This is a genomic window from Pseudomonas sp. FP1740 (assembly GCF_030687165.1).
Classification (GTDB): Bacteria; Pseudomonadota; Gammaproteobacteria; order Pseudomonadales; family Pseudomonadaceae; genus Aquipseudomonas.
Genome location: NZ_CP117461.1, coordinates 4,883,074 through 4,908,439 on the forward strand (window position 1 = coordinate 4,883,074; position 25,366 = coordinate 4,908,439).

The window sequence follows — 25,366 nt, forward strand, 5'->3', positions numbered from 1 at the left end:
AGCCGTGCACCTTGGGCAACCCTCTTAGAAGTTACTAATTACTACAAAGCCCCCGCGACATCAGCCGCCTCAAATCGAGCCGACCATGTATTCTCCATCATAAAGTACTTACTTTTTTCCGGTGAGTCGCAAAACTCAGTAGCCGCAACAGTTGAAGCATATATATCGCCAAGCGTTTTGCAAATAAATGTCCCAGCAGCACTCTCTCGAAATTGCATTTCACCAAAATCCGTCGATATTACCGGCAGACCAAGTGCTCGATACTCGTAGTACTTAATTGGGTCAACAGAAACAGTCAACTCACTCCTTTTAAAAGGAATAAGCCCTACATCAAACTCACACATAGCTGTTAATGCCGCCGCATGGGCGCATGGTGGTAGCAATTCGACGTTTGATGGCAACTCAAATGGAGCAGGAGAAAAGACAGGACCAATCAGACGAATAACGTCTCCGGGGCGCAATTTGGCAAGAGTCAGCACCCAATCCCAATCAAACCAAGCACCAATAGTTCCCACATAGCCAAAGACCTTTCTGTCACTTTTCTCTCGGGGCAGATTTACAGAAGGTATTAAGACTTCATCAAGTGCGTTAGGCACGAAGCATACAGTAGCCCCCGTTGAAGCCCAGCGAGTCTTCAACGCCGTGCTCGATACCCATACCTTGTTCACTCGGCGAACCAATTGGGTCTCACGTCGCGCCATTGCCAGACGGGACAGTCCAGAGTAAAACGCAGGAAAATCATCCATGGCATCATAGATAGAGTGTTTCGGATTAAATGCGTCCAAAACCTGTAGCGCCAACACTGAAGGCTTACCCACAACGACCAGCGGTTCACGCTCGCCTACGAGTGCTTTCAATTCGCTGATCAGCGACGACCACAAGCCATTGTTCAACCATCCAGAGCCTGGTAACGGCTCAATCGGCAGCGCCTTTGGCGTCAATATTTTTAGCCATTGAGGAGGCGCCTTATCTGCCTCCTGCTTGACCGAGGCCGTCCGCTTGAAATCACTTAGGCGAGGAAAACGGGTTGGATAGGGTTCTACCCATAATACTTGTCGCCCGGTGCGTTTATGAAACCACTCGACAAATTTGTGCGGGCGCTGGGCAAAACTGGCCCACGATACGGGCGACAAATAAATTAAACACATTACGCAAAATGCTCACGTAGCGTATTAACAATCCGCTCTGCCCCATGTCCATCACCGTAAGGTGAAACACCGCGGGCCATTTCACGGTACGCTACTTCGTCATCCAACAAGCGTTGAACTTCAAGTACGATCGCGTCGTAATTTGAGCCTACCAACTTGACTACTCCGTGCTCCAAAGCCTCTGGTCGCTCTGTTTCTTCACGCAAAACCAAAACCGGCTTTCCTAAAGCTGGAGCTTCTTCTTGCACACCACCGGAGTCTGTCAGAATCAGATAAGCGCGCTTCATCGCCGCTACAAACGGTGCATATTCAAGTGGTTCACAAAGCACAAAATTAGAGATAGGGCCGAGCAACTCGTGCGCAACATCTTTAACATTTGGGTTCGGATGAACGGGATACAAAAACTGTACTTCAGGGTTATTCTCAGCGAGCGTACGCAATGCGCGGCAAATATTGCGGAACGGTTCGCCGAAATTTTCTCGTCGGTGCGAAGTGACCAAAACCAGACGTTTGCTCGTGTCCAATTCAATACCGAGTTCCAAATCCTTGGCGGCCGTCATCAGCAACGCATCAATTACGGTATTGCCTGTGACGATGATCTCGGAATCGGGCACGCCTTCACGTAGCAGGTTCTGCCTGGAGCTTTCGGTTGGCGCGAAATGCCAGCGCGCCAGTTTACCGGCGATCACCCTATTTGCCTCTTCAGGAAACGGGTTCTGCATATCCCAGGTACGAAGCCCTGCCTCTACGTGCCCAATCGGTATCCGGTGGTAGAAGCAAGCGAGGGCCACTGTCATTACAGTGGTGGTGTCACCTTGAACCAATACGATGTCGGGCTTTTCCGATTGCAGTACGTCATCGAGATCCAGCAACAGTCGTGCGGTCAGCGTAGTCAGGGCCTGGTTTGGACGCATGATGTCCAAATCGATGTCCGGCTCAATGTCGAAAAAGCTCAGGACCTGGTCAAGCATGTGACGATGCTGGGCTGTTGCCAGTACACGTACATCCGCCCATGGCTCATTTTTGAGCGCCAAGATGACGGGGGCCATTTTTATAGCTTCCGGACGTGTACCCACAACACAAAGTATTTTTCGTTTCACAAAAATATTCCCTACAAAATCAATTATTTGCTATCGAGATTTTCTAGCATCGCTACGTAGCTGGAAGCTCTGACATTCCAACTGTTCTGATCGGCCAACGCACGTAACCTTGCACGATACCCTTGGTCATCACAGGTTGCGAGAGCTTGATCAATGACCGCTATGAGTTCAGCGGCATTACTGCCTGCAAAAACCTCGGGGTACGCAGTGCACTCATTCATATCTGTTGTCACGACGACCGGCTTCTCGAGCGCAAAATACTCGTATAACTTCAGCGGCGATGTAGATCGCGCCACATCACCTGGCTTGAAAGGTATGAAGCATGCGTCAAACAAACGAGCATAGGCGGGCAAATCAACATAATTAACCGCACCGAGATAAAGCACATTCCCACGTCGCGGCAAGAGCGGTACACAACCGCTGTAGTCTGGACCGATGAACACGAAGCCAACATCGACCATCTTTGCGGAGACTTGCTCAATCGCCTCGTACCACAACCATGGGGCGATGGCACCAAAGTAGCCCACAATATGCTTGTGTCGCGCTCTGAAGTCAGTAAACGACGCAGGAAGCGCAACCGATGGTTGTTGAGAATCACGATAATGCGCAACATCGACGCCGTTTGGGACACAAATACAACTCACATCCCCACGCTCTGCCACTGCCTCCTTATGAAGCGCCGCAGCTGAGGAAACGACGACATCGGCAACACCTTCAAACGCTGCCGTTTTCAGATCCTGCAGACGTCGTATAGCACCTTTACCACCGGAAATAGACGCATCAATGTGATCGATGTACTCGTACACCACTCGCCCTTGCTTGCTTGCAGCACGCATTGCGTCACTGGTAGCCAACAGCGAGGTACTGTAGAAACAACGCACAGCATTGGGAATGCTACTCACGGTCGAATCATTAGCAATCCAGACGTTCTCTGCTACCTGCCTAAAACCGAGAACGTCATCACCTGTCGTCTGAAAGATAACCAGGCAATTGAGACGGCCTAATGCCAGCGCCATGTGATGAGGGCGTTGAAACAGCGTAATTCCCCAGTCGACATTCGCCTCAAATATGATGACCAACCGTCTCTCAGCCGCGTTTAGCACAACATCACGGAATTCAGGACCGGTTAGATCCCCTGGCTTCAGCGCAGCACGAACGTTACGACTACGCAGCCAACGAACAATTGCGTGCCGTGCACCGTGCAAGCGATTACGCAGGGGGGCAGGCAACAACCAGAAGCATCGTCGAGCCAGAGAATGCAGTGATATCTGCGAACGGTTATTCATTTAATCAAGCTTCGAGACAAAGGGGGCTTGCCCGGTAAAGGGCTTACCTGCGATCAGATCTTGAACCAACGTCACGTAATGTTGATACGCATGGTTTTTCTCAAGAGTAGCCAACTCAGAACTTGAAAATTCAGGGCGAACACGATTCTTCCAAATACGCACCATCGCCTCCCCCAATCGTTGCTCGAACTCTCGACTCGACTTCATTTCGGAAACACTACCTTTGTATTTCGTCATGTCATAAACGGGCTCAACAAGTTCGATACCAGCACGATCGGCAAAGTGAGAAGCGCAACCAACCTTGGCCATGGCAACAGGCAGATTAGCTCGAATCGCCTCAAGCAATGTCAAAGGCCCGCCTTCGAAAAAGGTTGCTGTCGTAAAAGCATCAGCCATAGCAAGGTATTCATGGACACTTTCGGCTGATCCACAATAAGTAACCCGGTCTTGCAAACGATGCTTTTGGATATAAGCGAGCATCTCATTCAGCAGCTCGGCTTCGTAGACAGGCCCCAGAATAACAAGACGAAGCTTGTCGCTAGACTGTGTAGCAACCTCAAAAGCCTTAATGGTGCCCAAGTGGTTTTTCTGATGGTTAATCGCCCCAACATCAATAAATACAAACTCGCTATCACTGATACCGTGCAGAGCGCGGAGACGGATACGACTTGCAGCCGAGTCCAACTCCTCAAATGGTCTGAAGTCAATACCATTTGGAATTACAACACAGTCTCGCGGAGAGACGCCAAGACGAGAAACACTGTAGTCCCTCACTTGCTCTGACACTGCCACAAATGCCATTGTCACTTTTGCTATTTCTGCGAACTCCTGCTGCTGCAGATCATTAAACCACATATAAATATTGTGTATGACCTGCACAAAACCAATTCCCTTTTCACGGCAAAGCTCCGCACCGTTAAAGGAATAGTGTGCCAGCACGACTTTAGGTTGCAGCTTATTAAGTAAGGCATTATGCGTATCAGCAGCATACGTACGGCAGACTACATCCTGACCAAGCTCACGTGCACGTTGTACTGCTGCACCCTGAGTCCCCAAGACCAGCAATACGACTCGGAAACCAGCTTTTATGAGCGTTTCGTTCAGATCAAGAACTACGTTTTCAAGGCCACCGGCTTCGAAATTGCCTACTTGAACTAAAATATCGCAGGGTAACAACTCTTCCGTTACGTCGGCACGCATGATCGACTGAACGGGCTCAGTAAGCGGTCGCGATGCCGAAGCTGGGCGAACAGAGCGCCATACCTTACGCGCCGCTCGACCTGCAAAGGAGTTCCCTGGAAGTAGGCGGCGTGCCGTCTCAACCAAAAAATGACGCACATTCACCCGGCGCACCCGAAGGGGCTCGGAGGTAAAGTACGCATAAATCTCATCGGCACCGGTCTGACGCACTTCCTTCAATCGCTCGTAAACGAGAATATTCGCTGCAGCCAACTCCAAACGCTGCGCCTCGTCAGGTACTCGCCCCGCCAGGAAATCATCCAGGCTGATGTAGCGCATACCAAGAGATTTGAAATCGCCTATGTCCTCACAATCCACGATTGGAACAATACCCATGGCAAGGTATTCCACGAGTTTTGTCGGGCATGCAGCGCGATTCACTATGATGTCTTCCCGAAGGATGAAACCGTAATGACACTCCGGGTAATGAGTCATCAATTCCGCATGGGTTTTGGACTCTACCGTCACAGCCCCCACCAACTCTGGTGGCAGCATGTCCTTTACAATCTGTGGTTCTGGACAGTAAAACCGATGATTACAACGGTCCGCAGTTCTGACGATTGCGTCAATCATCTTCGGAACCTGTTGCCACTTATGCAAGCCTCCCGCGTAAACCACCACCGGAGCGCCATTAATCAATGGCCGTGTCGCGAGTGTCGGTGTAAATCGGGGGAAAATCGGAAAAGAAACTGTTCTCGCTTTCAGCGCACCACGAAACTTCTGCTGAAGGTATTGCTTCATTGCCTCAGTAACAACAATAACAATACCTGCCTTTTGCACAGCAAGCCTTTCTTCTTTTTCGTAAAGCACTGCACTGAAGAAATCATTGTGCATGCGGAACTCTTCAGGGACAACGCCATGAATATCCACCGCTTTACGAATAAATGGCAGGTGTAGAAGTTTGCCAAAGCGATTGTCATACATCCGTAGCACGCTATGGAAGTAAACTTTACGGCAGCGCAAAACTGCCAGCAGAGCCAAAGCCCGGACAATCATTCTGCGCTTTTTGGTTCCGTTTATCCGTAGTACGAGCACTTTTGGTTCAGGGCGATCAAACCAAATATTACGCCCCTTCAGTTCGTCGCTCTCAACGTAAACGCGCCACCGCTCTGTAAACATGCGGTCCACGATTTGTATGCGCTGAAAGTAACCGTCACTTTGGCGTTCTGGGTAAAAATAGCCGCCAAAAAAAACGATGCCGTCGAACTTCAGTATGAAGTCCAGCCCTCGGCACAGGAACCAAAAAAACCTGGCCAGCCTGGTTTCCGGACGCTTGGAAAATGCCGCAGAAGTGGCAGGTGGTGGGATATTGACCGCGCCACTACCATCTTCACCCGGAGAAGTGATGAAGGCGTGGATACTGAAATTGCACTCGACCCGCTCGTGTACGCCGGCCGCAATACGATCAAGATCAAGCCTGACAGCTTTCGCCTCATCACCTTCCACGGCACCCGAAGTGAGGGCGCGCTGTATACGCGCGACCACTTTCTCCCAAAGAGATATCAGATCACCGTAAGAGTGCGCAGCTGCAACCTGCTTCAATAGCGCATCCTGCACAGCGCGATTTTGGGAGGTCAGCGCATCGCTTAGTTTGCAAAACTCCGACTCAAAATAGTGAATCTGCTTAGCAAGATTCTCCACATACAATTTAAAAAACGGTGCCTGCAATGAAAGACGATCTTGCTGACGCAAGGCAAACTCGACGTCCATAGCAAATGAGACAATAGGTTTTTCTGGCCGACGCTGCCAGGTAATCCCATGCTTGTTTTCCAAGTAAAGCTTGTTACGCTGCGCACGATCGCTGAAGTATTGGTACTGCAACTGCCCGAATGAAGCCGACCCCCAGTGATGAATAAAAACATCACGCGCTAGATGGATTTCATAGCCAGCCTTTCTCGCACGCAGACAATAATCATCGTCTTCAAAACCGCCAGGAAAGAATGTTTCATCGAGTAGACCAATCTTTTCAAAGGCTTGCTTAGTCACCAAGACGCAGAAAAAAGTTACATCCGTTTCGACTAGATTACCCTGCCAAGCCTTATGCCAACGTTCCGCAAAATTGGAAATACGTTGGTATACCTTATCGTGAACACCTTCTGAGCGCTCATCCAGGCACTCTGCGAGCTCCACTTGGTAGTCAACTGGAACACATTGTTCCCCATCAGCTTTATTGGTGACGGCACTGATAACATCCGAACCGCTTGCCAACAGATTATCCAGCCAGTGGTCGGTTACGATGACATCGCTATTAAGCAAGCATATATGTGAAATTTCATCATCAACGAGAAATTCGGAGATACCAACGTTGTTTCCACCCGAAAATCCGAGATTAGTATCCTGTTCGATATAACGCCACGAAGAGCCGGTTTCCGCTATATGGTGCGACATGGCATCGCGAATTTTACTTCTTTCGCCAGGCTCCGAAGCGTTGTCAACCAATATCAATTTAAAGCCGGCATCGTTATAGGCACGTCTGACACTTGCCAGCGTGATCCTAACTGCCTCCGAGGCGTTGTAGGAAACAATGACAACCCCGGTTTTTGTCGCTTTATTACTCATTACCAGCTCTCCGCAAAATCCTACGCAGGACCTTCTTCCACAAATCAGGCCGCAAGCACTTAAAGGTCGAGCTCTTAATGCGTAAGATACCCAGCAAGCGAGCGATTTCAGTGTCCCTTTTAATTACTTCGCGCGCGAGGCCCTGAGCATGCGCATCTTGTCTCATCACTTCTGCTGCCAACTCATGAGTACGATTGTCCAGCGCAGTCACTTGCGAAACCAAGTTCTGGCACGCAGTGTCCTTCTCAGCCAAAACAGCGATTAAACCGTCAATTGCCTTGCTCATGTCATTCAGCCGCTGGTCCCGATCAACCAGTTGCCGTTCGAAAAAACCGGCTGACTCTTGGTACACGGTCCCAGGCCTTAGCGCAGCTCCGTCGAGCACCGACAGCATATAAGCTGCTCGAGAGGCCTTTTCAAGCAACTGAGCAGCTTCGGCGAGACCAAAAGGCAACGGCGTTTCAGAGTGACCGCTAATGTTCAACCAGGATCCACTAAGAAGACGCTGAGCCTCGTTAACGGCACGCAACAGGTGTGCTCTGGCTGATGGCTCGTCGTGACGAGACAACGCGAGCACTGCCAACCAATATAAAGAATCGACTACCTTGTTCCCAAGCAATGGGCTATAGGCCATAACATCACGGCTGGCACACGCTGTGAAGCAGTCGATGGCATCTTCAAACTTGCCGTGACGTCGAGAGAGCTCTCCACCGGCGAAGAGTAACGAAACCTGCCAACGCAACTGATGTGGAGCAGGATTTGAAATAGCGGCGTATCGTCGTATTTCTGCCAGGAGCTCTTGATACTTCTCTGCGGCTACTTCAATGGCCTGCGAATAGACATACACTTGACCACAAAGAGCCGCTCCGTAATCAACCGAGTCTGGCGCAGTCGATGCGATTACTCGCTCTTGCATGGACTCCAGCAGAGGAGCAGATCGCGCGCGCTGACCCTGTGCGATCATGCCCTTCACTAACCAAGGATTCTGGTAATCCCGTGCGAATGCACTAACCGCAAACTCCGGAGAGTCCGGCAGCGCCCATTGTGTTTCCTCGTACGGTACTTCCGAGCCCGCAACAGGGTCTGCCATTCCTAACAGAAGTATCCATTCCGCTTCCTCTTCCGGGGCACGGTCAACAGGCACTGTTACCCACTTGCGGCTGGAATGATGGCACTTCATTGCACCACCTGCTGTCTGCAGCATGCCTTGCTCAAGCAAGAAGTGTGCACCACACTCAGCGACTAGACGGTCCCACGTGTACACGTGCAAATGGTGAGGATTCGGGTCCTTCCCGGTTTCATCCGCCCAGTCATTTGGAGCACATACCATCACACGACCGGCGGGCTTCAGCACACGTTTTAGCTGGAGCAAATACTCCATCGGCTCAGGAACGTGTTCAATCGTTTCAAACGCCGCAATGAAGTCAATACTGTTGTCAGGGATCGAACTAAGCGCCTGTGCATCTCCGACCTGGAACTCAACTGTGCCCGGGCGACCATAGTGAGCGTTCGCATAAGCGATACCGAAATCACTCAGATCAACACCCAACACCGACTTGGCCTGCGAGGCGCCATATAGAATATGGCTGCCATAACCAAGCCCGCACGCGACATCCAGAACACGATCTCCAGGACGAATGAACTCGGCGGCCTTCTGATAACGAATGCAATGTGCATCGCTGCGCCGGCCAACCTCACGCAGCATGTCTGTATGTAAAAGACGCTCTTCTACGAGAACGGATAGATCGTAGTGCTGCAACGCCTCGACAGGCACTTTCTCCATCAGGACAAAGATCTGCTGCCCGTCCTGATTCAGCGCTTCATAGGGATTAACCTGATAATACAGCTCATGCTTACGAAATCCCGCTTCAAAACAGCGAGCCTCCCACCAATCTCGGCCCTCTGTCGTCAACAGTGAGCGCCCTTCATCTTCAGCTGTTGTTGCGATCTGCAGGAAAACGTACCGGGCAGAGACGCGATACATCTCACGCAAGGCCGCTGGTACATCAACCGATGAAAGGTGTTCCAGACAGTTCGTGGAGAGCACAGTGTCAAACTGGCTATCAGCGAACGGTAACGATAATGCTGATCCATGAAAGAAACGGTTCGGATGGCGTTTATTGGCAAGTTCCACAACAACAGTCGATACATCCATGCCAACAGCATCAAGGCCCAGCGCAAGGAGTTCAGAAACCACCCCTCCGGTACCGCAACCAATGTCTAGGAACGTGCCCATACCGCAAGTTTTAGCTGCCCGCGAGGCTATCTCGTTGAAGTCCTTGCTGCACTTATCAGCATGACCCGCTTCTTTCCAATAATCATTGTAGAGCGAGCCGTAATCAATCTGATTTTCTGGATTCATTATCACCACCTCGCGGCCATGTGTAAGTCGGATATTCCACCGAAAAAATATTCATCCTGCCGCATAAGTGTCTGGAAAAATGCTGCTTCATCTTTCCAGTGCAAAATTCTCTGGGCGGAATAATCAGGCTTGGCTTCATAGGAAATAGAAGCCTGAATCTCATATAAATTCGAGCCTAAAGTACAATCACATTCCAGCCAGACATGGAACTGCTCGCCAGCTTTGATTTGGCGCTTCCAGAACAGATCACCCTCGCGCAAGCCTGCCAGTACCTGCATATCCTGGTTTAATGTACCCCACGAATATATTTTTATTCCTTCACGACTGCGGATACGTACCCCAACGTTGATGCAATCCGTATCAATGCGCGAAACACAATCGATTCGAATTCGAATGACATCACCGGGATAAAACACAGCGCAAGGCTCACCCTCGCGATCAAACGTACCGACAGATACGACCTCGACACCACCATCCCCGAATGACATCTGATCGGCCCGACCAGCGATAGCAGAATGTGCTTCATCGCCACTTGGCTGCTCTTTCGAAAGCGAGGAAGTCAGACTTTCTGCAGCAGAGGCCGATACGCCCGATGCTGGTGCTGGTGCTGGTGCTGGCGCTACACTCGTCTGATTTTTTTCCGCGGTAGGCTGCATAAGTGTCGCGAAGTACGCAGACTCTTCCTGATGCAACAACTTACGGTAGTCTAGAAGAACTTGTGATGCGGACCCCATAGACACCTCACGCCCCCCCTTGAGCAGGATTGCGCGATTAGTCAGCGTCCGAACTGACTCCTGATCATGTGACACGAACAATAACGTGACGCCGTCAGACAACAACTTTTCAATCCGTCCAAAACAACGCTTCTGAAAGAGAGCGTCGCCAACAGCCAGAGCCTCATCGACGATCAAAATATCGGGCTCAATTTGCACTTGCACGGCGAACGCCAAGCGCACCAGCATACCGCTGGAATAAGTCTTGACTGGCTGATCGAGGTGGTCGCCGATATCGGCGAAGGCTGCAATCTTGTCGAAGCGTTCGTCCACTTCATCATGCGTCATGCCAAGCAGCATGGCATTGAGGTAAACGTTATCTCGCCCCGTGAATTCCGGGTTGAAACCGGAACCCAATTCCAGAAGTGCAGCTACCCGCCCCCGAGTTTCCACCGTGCCGACGGTAGGAGCGATAGTCCCCGTGATCAACTGCAGCAGCGTACTTTTTCCGCTACCGTTACGGCCGACAATGCCAAAGGACTCACCCTTGCGGATTTCAAATGAAATATCCTGGAGCGCCCAGTACTCACGACAATAGGATGAAGGCTGGCAACCCGTCAGGCGTTGAAGTGGCGGGATTATGAACTGCTTCAGGCGGTCACGCGGCGTCTCGTAGATTTCATAGCACTTCCCGAGACCGTTTACGCGGATAGAGTAATCATCAGAGGACATCTGCAAACCCCTTTCGTGTCTTCTGGAACCAAACAAAACCAAACCAGGCTATACAGCACGAAATAGCGAGATAGAGCCCCCACATCTGCCAATCGAATGCCTCTCCCCAGTACATAAGACCTCGAGCTTGCTCCACCGCGACAGTAATTGGACTAATTTGCACTACTGCTTGGAATCGTTCGGGCAGGCTTTTGAGCGGATAGAAAACGGGCGACAAAAACATTAGAACAGGGACAAATGTACCAACAACTTGGGCGACATCACGAAGATAGACCCCAAGGGATGCAATGAACCAACTAACTCCGAGAGTCAACAGAGCCAGCGGCAATATCACGAGAGGAAACAACAGGACGCCAGCATGAGGCACACCATAGAAAACCACATAAAACATCAACCAAACTATAAAGTTAACCAAAAGATGAAAAAACGCCGACCCCAAGTTTACGATAGGAAGAATCTCCAAAGGGAAGATAACTTTTTTAACATAGTTAACATTAGAGAGAATTAGTCCCGGAGCCCGATTTATACATTCCGAAAACAAGTTAAAGACCATCAACCCTGCAAAGAGAACAAGTGCGAATTCTGTTTTCGAGTCACTCCCCCCCACCCAGCGAGCCTTGAACACTACACTAAACACAAAGGTATAAACGATCAGCATCAGAACGGGATTGAAAAAAGACCACAGAAGGCCCAACACAGATCCGCTATAGCGCCCAGCTATATCTCTCCTGATCAAGCTATAAAGTAAGCTGCGATTTGTGGTGATAGAACGAAGCAGCGTGACGGGGGATGTTGAACGAACAGCGTGCGGGTTCATGCGTAGCCCTTTGGATTTTCTGCCAATTTCATTTTTTCACTAGACCTTTCTGGGCAATCGGCAACGGCCTTCCAGACCAGCGGCTACCGCGCTATGGCAGGATCAGAGATGTTGAGACCCGAGGAGCCTCGCTCAGGCTGGACATTCGCCAGAAAACCTGATCTAGATTTAGCTCTCTTAACCACATTTCGAAAACATTCGACAGCATAAGCTTAATCGTTAATCTTAACAGATTATGCCACCCCCAGACAATGCTTGAGAGCTCCACCGCAAGACGCACCACCACCCGCTGTAAACGCCAAGCAAGACCGCGCGAACTCACACTTCACGCCCACCCGCATTAAACTTTACTGCGAGCAAGATTAATGGAACATACGCTACGATTAATCCCGTAAGCCCACCAATACAATCCGTCCCCACCAGAACCGCCAAAGGTAACACCCAGAAAAGATTTACGCACATCACTCCCAACGTAACAACTCTATGACTCGAATAGAATCGAGCAGCATATTGATAGGCGTGACTTCGGTGCGCTTGATATACCTTTTCTTTTCTAATTAACCTCCTGAACAACGTCACCGTTGCATCTACCGTAAAAACACCAAGCAAAATCAACCAGCTCCACATCAACTCGGGAGCACTCCATGCAGCATTGAGCGACATTACTCCAAGGATAAGACCCAGAAAACCGCTACCCGCATCCCCCATAAATATACGTGCTGGCGGAAAGTTCCATAGCAGAAACCCAGCAACTGACGCCGACAACAACAACCCACCCCAAATAAGTAAGTCATGCCCGCCCAACCACGAAATCAAACAACTTGCCAAACATACAAAAATGGCTTGAGCACTGGCCAACCCATCGATGCCATCCATGAAGTTATACAGATTAAGCATCCACACAAGATAAATTGAAGCCAGTATGCAACCCAACCATCCAAGATCAATCGTCACACCAAATAACGATATCGGTGCAAGGCCACCCAACCAAAACAAAGCCCAGATCGCAGCAACAAAATGCCCAAGCAATCGCCACCTGGCTGCAATATGCCCATGATCGTCAGCAAAGCCTATAACTGCCACCAGCAAACCTGAGCCAAGCAAGCCGTACAGCATATCCGTCCCGAGCAAGCCAAAACCATTAAGAAACGGAAGTGCCAAGACGAAAGAAACAACGATGGCTACTCCACCTCCACGCGGAGTAGGGATCGAGTGCGAGCTTCGCTCGTTGGGTATATCCATCAAGCTCTTGGCCAATGCATAACGCCGCAAAACGAGAGTCAACCCCCACGACACTAAAAACACAGCCAGCAACAGCCACCAAAAAATCATTTAGTTAGGTTATCCAGATATTGTCTAGCAGTTTGACGCATAGCCGTTTCTAATTTAACAGGTGGAATCCAGCCCAACAGTTCGCGATTCTTGTCGATGTCGACGTGCAGCGACCCGCAAATTCTTTGAGCTACGGTGCTCCGCCCCACCGCTGACGCTACCAGTTTCAGCAACCACTCAGGCAGGGGCAACAACCAGACCCTTTTACCTAAGGCGCGCGCCAAACACCGCAGCAATTGAGGCGTGGATAAATCATCACCATCGCTGACCAGGAAGATCTGATTGGCCGCAGCCGGATGATCAATGCAGGTGACGATCAAATCCACCAAGTTCCCAATCGCAACCAGGCTTCGCCGATTGCCAATCGCACCCAATGGTAGCGGCACACCTTTATTGAGCCAGTCCAACATACTCAGAAAATTAGCCCTCACCCCTGGACCGTAGACCAGTGGCGGGCGAATGATGACAACTTCCATGCCGGTATCGAAACCGAGCTGCCTCAATGCCTCTTCAGCTTCGTACTTGGATACACCATAGGGATCGGCCGGAGTCGGAAAATCATTAGCCTTGAATGGTTTACCCAATACAGTGCTTTCGCCATTAACCTTGACCGAACTGATGAAAATGAAGCGTTTTACTCCAGACTCAGCTGCGCGCTGTGCCAGTCGAAGAGTCCCCTCCACATTGACTTTGCGAAACTCGGTCAACGCATCTATGGCAGTTTCATTCATCACATGCACGCGAGCAGCGGCGTGGATAACGATTTGCACATCACTGAGATCAGGTAATGCTTTTGAATCCGTCAATTCGAAAGGAACAACCGCGCACAGCCCATTCAGCCGCGTTGCGCCGCGTGCCGCTGCAATAGGAATGAATTTCCTGTCCAGCAACAGCCTGAAAACCACCGCTTCGCCGACAAATCCACTTGCCCCTGTTACCAGTATCTTCGGGGCATTCATTTAGTTTTGTACCCTATCAACGCGGTAGCCCAACAGATAAGAAAGAAGAACACTTTGTCACGCGCCCGACGCCGACATTGCCAGGCACTGAAAGACAGTTTTATCAATTGCCGATGGCGTAAATGCAGCCACGTTTTGACGAACGGATCCGTATCCCGCCCAACCAGACAAGCAATCATCCGAACCTGATTAAACCACCAACCGTCGTGGATCGTTTTATAACGAGAAATCAACGGACTCAAACCCTTGTTAGCACCCACCTGATTACGCTCATGCTGGCGATAGTCCATTGATGGCAACGGGTCGATGTACCAACGGTAGCCATGGCTGCGGGCAAAAGCGTAGCAATACCAGTCATGCAAGCTGACTTTCTGTAGATTCTGCCAATTTTCAAGCATCGCGGTTTTCAAGGACTCCGCCATCTTTTTGCTCAGCACATAGGTACAGCCCGGGCCTGCCGCCTCGAACAGGTAGTCCCATTCGACTTGGGGCTGAGCCTTGTCCAGCAAGTGAGTTCTGCCATCTGGCCAAAAGGCCGTGACGTTGCTGGAGTAAGCATCGACCTCTCGAGCTTGAATAGCGTCGACTGCACGCTTCAGCTTGTCCTTGTGCCAAATATCATCTTGATCGGCAAAGGAAATGAAATCGAAAGAGCCGAAATCGACATCACGAATCAAACGAAAGAAGTTACGCGAGGCCCCCCCGAATCTACCGGCGTCCGGCAGAACGATCACCTGGTGATGCTCTGCCGCATAAGCCGCGCACCAGGCTTCGGTGCCGTCAGTGGAGGGGTCGATACTGATGTGAACAGTAACGTCCACGGCAGACTGACCAAGGATCGAGGCCAGTTGCTCCTCAATCCAATGCATACCATTGTAGGCAGCCAGTAAAACTGCAACCTTGGGAGATTTTACTGGCATGCCATTCCTGCTTGCATGGTTTGAACACGGGAGAGAAAAATAAAGCTCTCGTCTCAGCGAGAAGGGGAATCCAGCAGCTTCTGCAGGTACTGACCATAGCCAGTCTTCTTCAGGGCATCAGCTTGGGTACCCAGCTGCTCCGCACTAATCCAGCCATTGTGGTACGCGATCTCTTCCAGGCAAGCCACTTTCAGCCCCTGACGCTGCTCAATGGTGTGCACGAAGTGACTGGCTTCCAGTAGCGAATCATGGGTACCGGTATCCAACCAGGCAAAACCACGACCGAGCATTTCGACATTGAGAGTTTTCTGCTCGAGGTACGCACGGTTAACGTCGGTGATTTCCAGTTCGCCACGCGCGGATGGCTTGATGCTCTTGGCGATTTCGACAACCTGGTTGTCGTAAAAGTACAGGCCAGTCACCGCGTAGCTGGATTTTGGCTTCAGCGGCTTCTCTTCGATGCTCAAGGCACGGCCGGCAGCGTCGAACTCGACGACACCAAAACGCTCCGGATCCGATACGTGATAGCCGAATACGGTCGCGCCAACCTCTTGAGTGGTGGCGGAACGCAGGTTTTCCGAAAAGTGCTGACCATAGAAGATGTTGTCGCCCAGGATCAGACAGCAAGGGTCCTTGCCGATGAATTCTTCGCCAATGATGAAGGCTTGTGCCAGACCGTCCGGGCTAGGTTGCTCGGCGTAGGTCAGCTTGATGCCGTACAGGCTGCCGTCGCCCAGCAATTTTTGAAAACATGGCAGGTCTTCAGGGGTGGAGATAATCAGGATTTCACGCATACCGGCGAGCATCAGCACCGACAGCGGATAGAAGATCATCGGCTTGTCGTAGATCGGCAGCATCTGCTTGGACACGCCAAGGGTCAACGGGTGCAGACGCGTGCCCGAGCCGCCAGCGAGGATGATGCCTTTACGATTTGTCGTGGTCATTTATTCAGGACTTCCATCAGCATTCGGGTGACGCCACTTTGCCAATCCGGCAAGTGCAGAGAAAAGTTGTCGCGCAGCTTCTGAGTGCTCAACCGGGAATTCAGGGGGCGGCGCGCCGGTGTTGGATAGGCGGTTGTGTCTATCGGATTGATCGCTGTAACAGCAAGCTCTTCGCCATTGGCCTTGGCAAAACCGATCACATGACTGGCATAGCCATGCCAGGACACTTCGCCAGCCGCCGCAAGGTGATACAGGCCCGCCAATTCGGGACGCTGCAGCACTTGCTGAATGGCTAACGCCGTCACGTCGGCGATCAGGTCTGCACCCGTAGGGGCGCCGATTTGGTCGGCGATGACACTCAAGGTTTCGCGATCCTTGGCCAAGCGCAACATAGTCTTGGCGAAGTTGTTGCCGCGAGCGCCATAGACCCAACTGGTGCGGAAGATCAGGTGCTTGCAACCTGAGGCAATAATTGCCTGCTCGCCGGCCAGTTTGCTGGCGCCGTAGTGATTCACCGGGGCGACAGCATCGTTCTCTTGCCATGGTGTCAGGCCTTCACCGCTGAACACGTAGTCGGTCGAATAGTGAATGAGCCAGGCACCCAGAGAGGCAGCCTCTTCAGCCATGACCTGACTCGCCTGACCGTTCACGCGGTCCGCCAGCTCGGTTTCGGATTCAGCTTTATCGACCGCAGTGTAGGCCGCCGCGTTGACGATGACGTCGGGTTTAACCTGACGGATCGTCGCGCGCAGTGCATTGAGGTCAGACAGGTCGCCACTCAAACCATCGACCGGGTGACGGTCCAGGGCGATCAGTTCGCCAAGAGGCGCAAGGGAGCGTTGCAGCTCCCAGCCGACCTGGCCGTTTTTTCCTAACAGGAGAATTTTCATGCTTTGTCCGAACGGTCCGTGTAGTTCTGGTCGATCCATTGCTGGTAGCTGCCGCTCTTCACGTGAGCTACCCACTCAGTGTTGTTCAGGTACCACTCGACAGTCTTGCGGATACCGGTTTCAAAGGTTTCTTCCGGCGTCCAACCCAGCTCGCGCTGGATTTTGCTGGCGTCAATCGCGTAGCGCTGGTCGTGGCCCGGGCGATCCTGAACGTAGGTGATCAAGCTGGCGTGTGGACGATGAGCGGAGTCCGGACGCAGTTCGTCGAGCAACGCACAAAGGGTATGCACCACTTCGATGTTTTGCTTCTCGTTATGGCCGCCGATGTTGTAGGTCTCGCCGATAACGCCTTCGGTTACGACTTTGTAGAGTGCACGGGCGTGGTCTTCGACGTAGAGCCAGTCACGAACCTGGTTGCCTTTTCCGTAGACCGGCAGCGGCTTGCCTTCCAGTGCATTGAGGATGATCAGCGGGATCAGCTTCTCAGGGAAGTGGCACGGACCGTAGTTGTTCGAGCAGTTGGTGACCAGGGTCGGCAGGCCGTAGGTACGGCTCCAGGCGCGAACCAGATGATCGGAACTGGCCTTGCTGGCCGAGTACGGCGAACTTGGCTGATACGGCGTGGTTTCGGTGAAGAGGTCTTCCGGACCTTCAAGGTCTCCGTAGACTTCGTCGGTGGAAATATGGTGGAAGCGGAAGTTGGCTTTACGCGCATCGTCCAGTGCCGCCCAATAGTGGCGTGCAGCTTCCAGCAAGGTGTAAGTGCCGATGATGTTGGTCTGGATGAATTCAGACGGACCGGAGATCGAGCGGTCAACGTGGGATTCTGCGGCCAGGTGCATGATTGCATCCGGTTGGTGTTCACGCAGAACACGGTCCACTTGATCACGGTCGCAGATGTCGACGCGTTCGAAGACGTAACGCGAGCTCTGGCTGACTTCGGCCAACGACTCAAGGTTACCGGCATAAGTCAGTTTATCGACGTTAACGACAGAGTCAGCAGTATTGGAGATGATATGACGAATGACTGCCGAGCCGATAAATCCGGCGCCGCCGGTTACTAGAATTTTCACGCGAAACCATACCCTTAAGTTACTGACAGGGCAGCCAACCGCGCACTGTCTAATCCATGAATGCAAAAGCCATCAAGTCAGCCGAGGCTTCTGACAGAGTCAGTCTGAACCGAAATGGGAACATCCCTATCGGCCAAGCGCAGCATTTTACAGCTTAATGAAGGTTTTACTAATGGATATGGACAAGCTGCGACGCAAATTCCATGCCTACAGCGGGTTTCCCGGAATCAGACAAGGCGTTTGCGCGAGGCTCTGGATGTACGCCCCAGAAACCAGCCAAGAACCGGCCCGATCACCATGCCGATCAACAGCGCAATCACCATGATCAGCGATACCGGCAATTGCGGCCCCGCCCAACCAAGGAACAGTAGGGACACGCCTTGCTGATTCTCAAGAACGAACGCCAGGATCGCCAGAACGAGCAACAGGACAAATACAACGATAAGTACGCGCTTGAGGTTACGCATCTGCGGCTCCTTGAAATGCAGCAGCTGTCAAAGCCCCTCCTCCTCGTCCTCATTCACACGATCGCGCAGTTCTTTGCCTGGCTTGAAGTGCGGAACGAACTTGCCGTCGAGGCTGACGGACTGACCGGTTTTCGGGTTGCGCCCTACGCGCGGCGCGCGATAGTGCAGGGAGAAGCTGCCAAAACCACGGATCTCGATTCGATCGCCAGTGGCCAGACATTGGGACATTTGCTCAAGCATGGTCTTGATGGCCAGCTCTACATCTTTGGATGAGAGTAGCCCTTGATGGGTGACAATTCGTTCGATCAACTCCGACTTCGTCATATTTTTCCCTTCTTTTTCAAGCAGCTAGATCAGCGCTTCAAAGGTTTTAGCATGCTCTGATGAATTTGAACAGCCTGAGCCCTGACATATTCTCCCCAGCCGCGAGATGCCTGATTTCAGGGCACCGGAACGCTGACGAGCTCATCCGCTCACCTGCATATAACGAGCATGGTGCGCGTCAGATAACCTGCGGGATTGAAGCCGAAAGGGAATACATCTTCCTCTTTGGCCTCATCGGACCTTACGATGACTTTATAGCCTGCCCCCTTACACTCCTTGGCCGCTCGCTTGTGACACCTCTCCCACCCCGAGCCCAACCCAGAACAATCGACCTCTATACCACTGACGCCGCGTATCGCATGAGTCTTGGCGCTGGTGGTACAACCTGCCAATGTCAGTACTGCTATCACGACAATGAGCTTGTTCATTCACTTCCTTATGCCGGATGCACAACCCGGCGGTCGTTCACTTCAGACTAAGCCTAGCCTTGAATAGACGATTGACCTGTATGAAGTTACAGACAACTTATGTAGATCATTGGTTTCACGAAAGAAATATTGCAGCGTCAGCACGCTTGGGATTTACCAAATCGCAGACACAAAAAAGGGCGACCGAAGTCGCCCTTTTTCTATGGTCTGACAGAACTCAGTTCTGTTTTTCCATTTGTGCACGCAACAGGTCGCCCAGAGTGGTAGGACCAGCAGCGATGTCAGCAGCAGGCTTGTCTTTCAAGCTCTGGATTGCTTCTTTCTCTTCAGCATCATCTTTCGACTTGATGGAGAGCTGGATTACGCGGCTCTTGCGATCAACGCTGATGATCTTGGCTTCTACTTCCTGGCCTTCTTTCAGAACGTTGCGCGCGTCTTCAACGCGGTCACGGCTGATTTCGGAGGCTTTCAGAGTCGCTTCGATATCGTCGGCCAGAGTGATGATGGCGCCTTTAGCGTCAACTTCTTTCACGATGCCTTTAACGATGGCGCCTTTGTCGTTCTCTTGAACGTACTCGGAGAACGGATCGCTTTCCAGTTGCTTGATACCCAGGGAGATGCGCTCGCGCTCTGGGTCAACCGACAGGATAACGGTGTCCAGCTCGTCGCCTTTCTTGAAGCGGCGTACGGCTTCTTCGCCCACTTCGTTCCAGGAGATGTCGGACAGGTGAACCAGACCGTCGATGCCGCCGTCCAGACCAATGAAGATACCGAAATCGGTGATCGACTTGATGGTGCCGGAGATTTTATCGCCCTTGTTGAACTGGCCAGAGAAATCTTCCCATGGGTTAGATTTGCACTGCTTGATGCCGAGGGAGATACGACGACGCTCTTCGTCGATGTCCAGAACCATAACTTCCACTTCGTCGCCGACTTGTACGACTTTCGAAGGGTGGATGTTCTTGTTGGTCCAGTCCATTTCGGAAACGTGTACCAGACCTTCAACGCCTTCTTCCAGCTCAGCGAAGCAGCCGTAGTCGGTCAGGTTGGTTACACGAGCGGTAACGCGAGTGCTTTCTGGGTAACGGGCTTTGATAGCAACCCATGGATCTTCGCCCAGTTGCTTGAGGCCCAGGGAAACACGATTGCGCTCGCGATCGTACTTCAGAACCTTGACATCGATCTCGTCGCCAACGTTGACGATTTCGGAAGGATGCTTGATACGCTTCCAAGCCATGTCGGTAATGTGCAGCAGGCCATCGACGCCACCCAGATCGACGAATGCGCCGTAATCGGTGAGGTTCTTGACGATACCTTTGACTTGTTGGCCTTCCTGCAGGGATTCCAGCAGAGCTTCACGCTCGGCGGAGTTCTCGGCTTCGAGGACGCTGCGACGGGAAACGACAACGTTGTTGCGTTTCTGGTCGAGCTTGATGACCTTGAATTCCAGCTCTTTGCCTTCCAGGTGCGTGGTGTCGCGCACTGGACGGACGTCAACCAGAGAACCTGGCAGGAACGCACGGATGCCGTTAACGTCGACAGTGAAGCCGCCTTTAACCTTACCGTTGATAACGCCCTTGACCACTTCTTCGGCTGCGAAGGCTGCTTCCAGAACAATCCAGCATTCAGCGCGCTTGGCTTTTTCACGGGACAGCTTGGTTTCACCAAAGCCGTCTTCAACCGAGTCCAGAGCAACGTGAACTTCGTCACCGACGTTGATGTTCAGTTCGCCAGCGTCGTTGTAGAACTGCTCAAGCGGGATGAGTGCTTCAGACTTCAGGCCAGCGTGAACGGTTACCCAGCGAGCTTGGTAATCGATATCAACGATAACACCGGTGATGATGGAGCCTGCCTGAAGGTTCAGGGTTTTTAGGCTTTCTTCAAAGAGTTCCGCAAAGCTTTCGCTCATTTTAATTCCTGTTGATAAGGGCGAAGAATACGCCCATCTCCACATCCCAGACGATGTGGGTTAGTTTCATTTAAAAGAAGCTCCGCAGGACTATGACTGGTCCCCTGCGGCCCTCTTGGTCACCCGGCGATATCGCGAATGGCGATCTCGCTCATGATGCGTTCCAGCACCTGGTCGATGGATAATTCCGTGGAATCCAGCTGTATGGCGTCAGCCGCCGGTTTGAGCGGGGCTACCGCTCGCTGGGTGTCACGCTCATCGCGCGCACGGATCTCATCTAGCAGACTCGACAGACTAACACCATCGACTTTGCCCTTCAACTGCAAGTAACGTCGGCGCGCACGCTCTTCGGCACTGGCAGTGAGGAAAATCTTCAAGGGCGCGTCGGGAAATACCACCGTACCCATGTCGCGACCATCGGCCACCAGACCCGGCGCCTCCTGAAAAGCCCGCTGCCGCTGCAGCAACGCCTCGCGAACCGCAGGCAACGCGGCGACCTGCGAGGCACCCGAGCCGACACTCTCGGTACGGATCACATCGCTGACTTCGTCACCTTCCAGAATAATGCGCTGCAACTGACCGTCGGTCGCCGCGATGAACTGCACATCCAGATGCGCGGCGAGCTTCTTGAGCAATTCCTCATTGGTCAGGTCGACGCCATGGTTATGCGCGGCGAAAGCCAGCAATCGATAAAGTGCACCGGAGTCCAGCAGGTTCCAGCCCAGGCGCTTGGCCAGAATCCCGGCGACAGTACCTTTGCCAGAGCCGCTTGGCCCATCGATAGTGATGACCGGTGCAATGCTGATCACGACTGAGCCTCTTGTGCAACACGGATACCGACCTGCGCGCACAGCGCGAGGAAGTTCGGGAACGAGGTCGCGACGTTGGCACAATCATGGATGCGGATCGGCGCAGTGGCGCGCAGTGAAGCCACGCTGAAGGCCATGGCAATCCGGTGATCGCCGTGACCGTGCACTTCACCGCCGCCGATCTGGCCGCCGTCGATGATGAGACCGTCCGGAGTGGGCTCGCACTTGACGCCCAGCGCCAGCAGACCGTCCGCCATGACCTGGATCCGATCCGATTCCTTCACGCGCAACTCTTCGGCACCACGCAGCACAGTGCGACCTTCGGCACATGCAGCCGCCACGAACAGCACCGGAAACTCGTCGATAGCCAGTGGAACCAGCGCTTCGGGAATCTCGATACCTTTGAGTTTAGCTGCCCGTACGCGCAGGTCGGCTACCGGCTCGCCACCGACTTCACGCTGGTTTTCCAGAGTGATGTCAGCGCCCATCAGGCGCAGGATGTCGATTACGCCGGTACGGGTCGGGTTGATGCCGACGTGCTCGAGCACCAGCTCCGAACCTTCGGCGATCGACGCCGCCACCAGGAAGAACGCCGACGACGAGATATCGCCCGGCACTTCAATGTGGGTCGCGGTCAACTTGTGGCCGGACTCGACCGAGGCGGTCGCCCCGTTAACGGTCACCGGGTAGCCGAAGCCGCGCAACATGCGCTCGGTGTGGTCGCGAGTCGGTGCCGGCTCGGTGACCGTGGTCTTGCCTTCGGCATACAGACCCGCCAGCAGCAGGCAGGATTTAACCTGGGCACTGGCCATCGGCATGGTGTAAGTCAGGCCCTTGAGCTTGTTGCCGCCCCGAATGGTCATCGGTGGACGACCGTCAGCGGCGGTCTCGATCACAGCGCCCATTTCACGCAGCGGATTGGCCACGCGATTCATCGGACGCTTGGACAACGAAGCGTCGCCGGTCAGGGTGCTGTCGAAGTTCTGCGCAGCCAGCAGGCCAGACAGCAGGCGCATCGAAGTGCCGGAGTTGCCCAGATAGATCGGGCCCGGCGCAGGCTTCAGGCCATGCAGGCCGACGCCGTGAATAGTCACACGACCGTGGTGCGGACCTTCGATGACGACGCCCATGTCGCGAAAAGCTTGCAAGGTCGCCAGGGCGTCTTCGCCCTCGAGGAAACCTTCCACTTCAGTGACGCCTTCGGCCAGGGAACCGAGCATGATCGAGCGGTGGGAAATCGATTTGTCGCCCGGTACACGAATCCGCCCAGTCAGGCGGCCACCAGGTTGTGCCAGGAAAATCAGATCGTTGGAATTCATAGCGTCCACATAGGCCCGGCGGGCCAGGATTTTACTGAAATGCTCGCGGGCAACCCGGGCGCGAGTGAACACGCCCAACAATTGGTGCCCATCCCCTGCATCGACCGCGTCGCGCAAGGCGTCGAGGTCGCTGCGAAATGTATCGAGTGTGCGCAGGACAGCTTCGCGGTTGGCGAGGAAGATGTCGTGCCACATGACCGGGTCGCTACCGGCGATTCTTGTGAAATCGCGGAAACCGCCCGCAGCGTAACGGAAGATCTCAAGATTTTCATTGCGTTTGGCCAACGAATCGACCAAACCGAACGCCAGCAAGTGCGGCAAATGGCTGGTCGCCGCCAACACTTCGTCGTGACGCTCGACCTGCATGTGCTCGACGTCGGCACCCAATTCGCGCCACAACCGGTCGACCACCGCCAGCGCGGCTGGATCGGTCTGATCCAGCGGCGTCAGAATCACTTTATGGCGACGGAACAGGTCGGCATTGGAGGCTTCCACCCCGCTCTGCTCGGAACCGGCAATCGGATGCCCCGGCACGAAACGCGCCGGCATGCCGCCAAACGCTTCGGTCGCCGCGCGCACCACATTGCCCTTGGCACTGCCGACGTCAGTCAGAATCGCCCGCCCCAGATCCATGCCCGCCAACAGCGCGAGCAGTTTCTCCATGGCCAGGATCGGCACCGCCAACTGAATCACGTCCGCGCCCTGGCAAGCCGCCACCAGGTCTTCTTCACAGCGATCCACCACCCCCAACTCGACCGCCAGCTTGCGCGATTGCGGATCGAGATCGACCCCGACCACTTCGCGGCACAGACCGCTTTCACGCAGGCCTTTGGCAAACGAACCGCCGATCAACCCCAGACCGATCACCACCAGGCGACCGATCATAGGTTCAGCAGATTGCAGCGCAGTGACATCAACCACGAGCCATAACCTTGGTCAGCGCCTCGAGGAAGCGGCTGTTTTCCGCTGGCAAACCGATGGTGATGCGCAGGTGATTCGGCATGCCGTAGTTGGCCACCGGACGCACGATCACGCCTTCGCGCAGCAACCCCTGGAACACCGGTGCAGCAACGCGACCCAGATCGACACAGATGAAGTTGCCTTTGGAGGGAATCCAGCTCAACCCCAACTCACGGAAACCCGCCTCAAGCTGCTGCATGCCGGATTGGTTCAGGCGACGGCTTTCAGCCAGGTACTCGACGTCTTGCAGCGCGGCACAAGCGGCGGCCAGCGCGAGGCTGTTGACGTTGAACGGCTGACGCACGCGGTTGAGCACATCGGCGACGATGGCCGAGGACAAACCGTAGCCGACCCGCAGCGACGCCAGACCATAGGCCTTGGAGAAGGTGCGCGAGACCAGCAGGTTCGGATAGGCCGCCAGATAGTCCAGGCCATCCGGCAAGTCGCTGCCTTCGGCGTACTCGATGTAGGCCTCGTCCAGCACCACCAGCACATGGGCCGGAACGTCCTGCAGGAATTCATCCAGCGCCTCGGCGTCGAACCAGGTCCCGGTCGGGTTGTTCGGGTTGGCGATGAACACCACGCGGGTATCGGCATCGATCGCGGCCAGCATCGCCGGCAGATCATGACCCCAGTCTTTGGCCGGGATCACTTTTGCCTGGGCGCCAACGGCCTGGGTCACGATCGGATAGACCGCAAACGCATGCTCACTGAACACCGCATTCAGGCCCGGTGCCAGATAGGCACGCGCCACCAGCTCCAGAATATCGTTGGAGCCGTTGCCCAGCGTCACTTGGTTCAGCTCGACGCGACACTGATCGGCCAACAGGGTTTTGAGCGCAAAACCATTGCCGTCCGGATAACGGGTCAGCTCGGCCAGCGCTTCGCGAATCGCCGCCAGCGCCTTGGGGCTGGCGCCCAACGGGTTTTCGTTGCTCGCCAGCTTGACGATGCTGGCCGGATCGAGGTTCAGCTCACGAGCCAGTTCGTCCACAGGCTTGCCCGGAACGTAAGGCGAAAGTTGTTGCACGCCCGGCTGTGCCAGAGCGAGGAAGTTGCCACTCATTTGCTACCGC

General features: G+C 53.4%; 20 protein-coding genes. All 20 read right to left on the bottom strand.

Annotated features, from left to right (window positions below; all coding sequences use genetic code 11):
- Window positions 1-41: 41 nt before the first annotated feature.
- Window positions 42-1,148, bottom strand: coding sequence for a glycosyl transferase (locus PSH69_RS21765; RefSeq protein WP_305409796.1), 1,107 nt, complete (start codon window positions 1,146-1,148; stop codon window positions 42-44).
- Window positions 1,148-2,197: a non-hydrolyzing UDP-N-acetylglucosamine 2-epimerase gene (gene wecB, locus PSH69_RS21770; RefSeq protein WP_305409797.1), complete on the bottom strand. Its 1,050-nt coding sequence runs from the start codon at window positions 2,195-2,197 to the stop codon at window positions 1,148-1,150. The genes PSH69_RS21765 and wecB overlap by 1 nt, the downstream gene beginning before the upstream one ends.
- Before the next feature lie 74 nt (window positions 2,198-2,271).
- Window positions 2,272-3,534: a glycosyltransferase gene (locus tag PSH69_RS21775; RefSeq protein WP_305409798.1), complete on the bottom strand. Its 1,263-nt coding sequence runs from the start codon at window positions 3,532-3,534 to the stop codon at window positions 2,272-2,274.
- Window positions 3,535-7,332 (bottom strand): glycosyltransferase, encoded by a 3,798-nt coding sequence (locus PSH69_RS21780; RefSeq protein WP_305409799.1) that lies wholly within the window; start codon window positions 7,330-7,332, stop codon window positions 3,535-3,537.
- The gene (locus PSH69_RS21785) at window positions 7,325-9,694 is read right to left on the bottom strand and encodes a methyltransferase domain-containing protein (protein WP_305409800.1); all 2,370 of its coding nucleotides are present in this window, start codon (window positions 9,692-9,694) and stop codon (window positions 7,325-7,327) included. Before PSH69_RS21785 ends, PSH69_RS21780 begins: the two co-directional genes overlap by 8 nt.
- A gap of 2 nt (window positions 9,695-9,696) precedes the next feature.
- Window positions 9,697-11,139 (bottom strand): ABC transporter ATP-binding protein, encoded by a 1,443-nt coding sequence (locus tag PSH69_RS21790; RefSeq protein WP_305409801.1) that lies wholly within the window; start codon window positions 11,137-11,139, stop codon window positions 9,697-9,699.
- Window positions 11,129-11,956 (bottom strand): ABC transporter permease, encoded by an 828-nt coding sequence (locus PSH69_RS21795; RefSeq protein ID WP_305409802.1) that lies wholly within the window; start codon window positions 11,954-11,956, stop codon window positions 11,129-11,131. Before PSH69_RS21795 ends, PSH69_RS21790 begins: the two co-directional genes overlap by 11 nt.
- Before the next feature lie 318 nt (window positions 11,957-12,274).
- On the bottom strand, window positions 12,275-13,288 hold the full coding sequence (locus tag PSH69_RS21800) for a glycosyltransferase family 4 protein (RefSeq protein ID WP_305409803.1): 1,014 nt from the start codon (window positions 13,286-13,288) through the stop codon (window positions 12,275-12,277).
- Entirely contained in the window at window positions 13,285-14,247 is a 963-nt protein-coding gene (locus PSH69_RS21805) for an SDR family oxidoreductase (protein ID WP_305409804.1), read from the bottom strand. Before PSH69_RS21805 ends, PSH69_RS21800 begins: the two co-directional genes overlap by 4 nt.
- Window positions 14,244-15,167 (bottom strand): glycosyltransferase, encoded by a 924-nt coding sequence (locus PSH69_RS21810; protein ID WP_305409805.1) that lies wholly within the window; start codon window positions 15,165-15,167, stop codon window positions 14,244-14,246. Before PSH69_RS21810 ends, PSH69_RS21805 begins: the two co-directional genes overlap by 4 nt.
- Before the next feature lie 53 nt (window positions 15,168-15,220).
- On the bottom strand, window positions 15,221-16,111 hold the full coding sequence (gene rfbA, locus PSH69_RS21815) for a glucose-1-phosphate thymidylyltransferase RfbA (RefSeq protein WP_305409806.1): 891 nt from the start codon (window positions 16,109-16,111) through the stop codon (window positions 15,221-15,223).
- Window positions 16,108-17,001 carry a dTDP-4-dehydrorhamnose reductase gene (gene rfbD / locus PSH69_RS21820; RefSeq protein WP_305409807.1) on the bottom strand — a complete coding sequence of 298 codons (894 nt, stop codon included), beginning with the start codon at window positions 16,999-17,001 and terminating at the stop codon, window positions 16,108-16,110. Before rfbD ends, rfbA begins: the two co-directional genes overlap by 4 nt.
- Window positions 16,998-18,074 (bottom strand): dTDP-glucose 4,6-dehydratase, encoded by a 1,077-nt coding sequence (gene rfbB, locus PSH69_RS21825; protein ID WP_305409808.1) that lies wholly within the window; start codon window positions 18,072-18,074, stop codon window positions 16,998-17,000. The genes rfbD and rfbB overlap by 4 nt, the downstream gene beginning before the upstream one ends.
- 227 nt (window positions 18,075-18,301) lie before the next feature.
- Entirely contained in the window at window positions 18,302-18,541 is a 240-nt protein-coding gene (locus tag PSH69_RS21830) for a LapA family protein (RefSeq protein ID WP_305409809.1), read from the bottom strand.
- A gap of 27 nt (window positions 18,542-18,568) precedes the next feature.
- The gene (gene ihfB, locus PSH69_RS21835) at window positions 18,569-18,865 is read right to left on the bottom strand and encodes an integration host factor subunit beta (RefSeq protein ID WP_003369729.1); all 297 of its coding nucleotides are present in this window, start codon (window positions 18,863-18,865) and stop codon (window positions 18,569-18,571) included.
- Window positions 18,866-19,014: 149 nt separating this feature from the next.
- Window positions 19,015-19,293 carry a hypothetical protein gene (locus PSH69_RS21840; protein WP_305409810.1) on the bottom strand — a complete coding sequence of 93 codons (279 nt, stop codon included), beginning with the start codon at window positions 19,291-19,293 and terminating at the stop codon, window positions 19,015-19,017.
- A gap of 217 nt (window positions 19,294-19,510) precedes the next feature.
- Window positions 19,511-21,202, bottom strand: a complete 1,692-nt coding sequence (gene rpsA / locus PSH69_RS21845; protein ID WP_018929851.1) for a 30S ribosomal protein S1 — start codon at window positions 21,200-21,202, stop codon at window positions 19,511-19,513.
- Window positions 21,203-21,321: 119 nt separating this feature from the next.
- The gene (gene cmk / locus PSH69_RS21850; RefSeq protein ID WP_007939921.1) at window positions 21,322-22,011 is read right to left on the bottom strand and encodes a (d)CMP kinase; all 690 of its coding nucleotides are present in this window, start codon (window positions 22,009-22,011) and stop codon (window positions 21,322-21,324) included.
- Window positions 22,008-24,215, bottom strand: a complete 2,208-nt coding sequence (locus PSH69_RS21855) for a bifunctional prephenate dehydrogenase/3-phosphoshikimate 1-carboxyvinyltransferase (protein WP_305412859.1) — start codon at window positions 24,213-24,215, stop codon at window positions 22,008-22,010. Before PSH69_RS21855 ends, cmk begins: the two co-directional genes overlap by 4 nt.
- A gap of 28 nt (window positions 24,216-24,243) precedes the next feature.
- A complete protein-coding gene (gene hisC, locus PSH69_RS21860) occupies window positions 24,244-25,356 on the bottom strand; it encodes a histidinol-phosphate transaminase (RefSeq protein ID WP_230174513.1) in 1,113 nt (370 codons plus the stop codon).
- Window positions 25,357-25,366 lie beyond the last annotated feature (10 nt).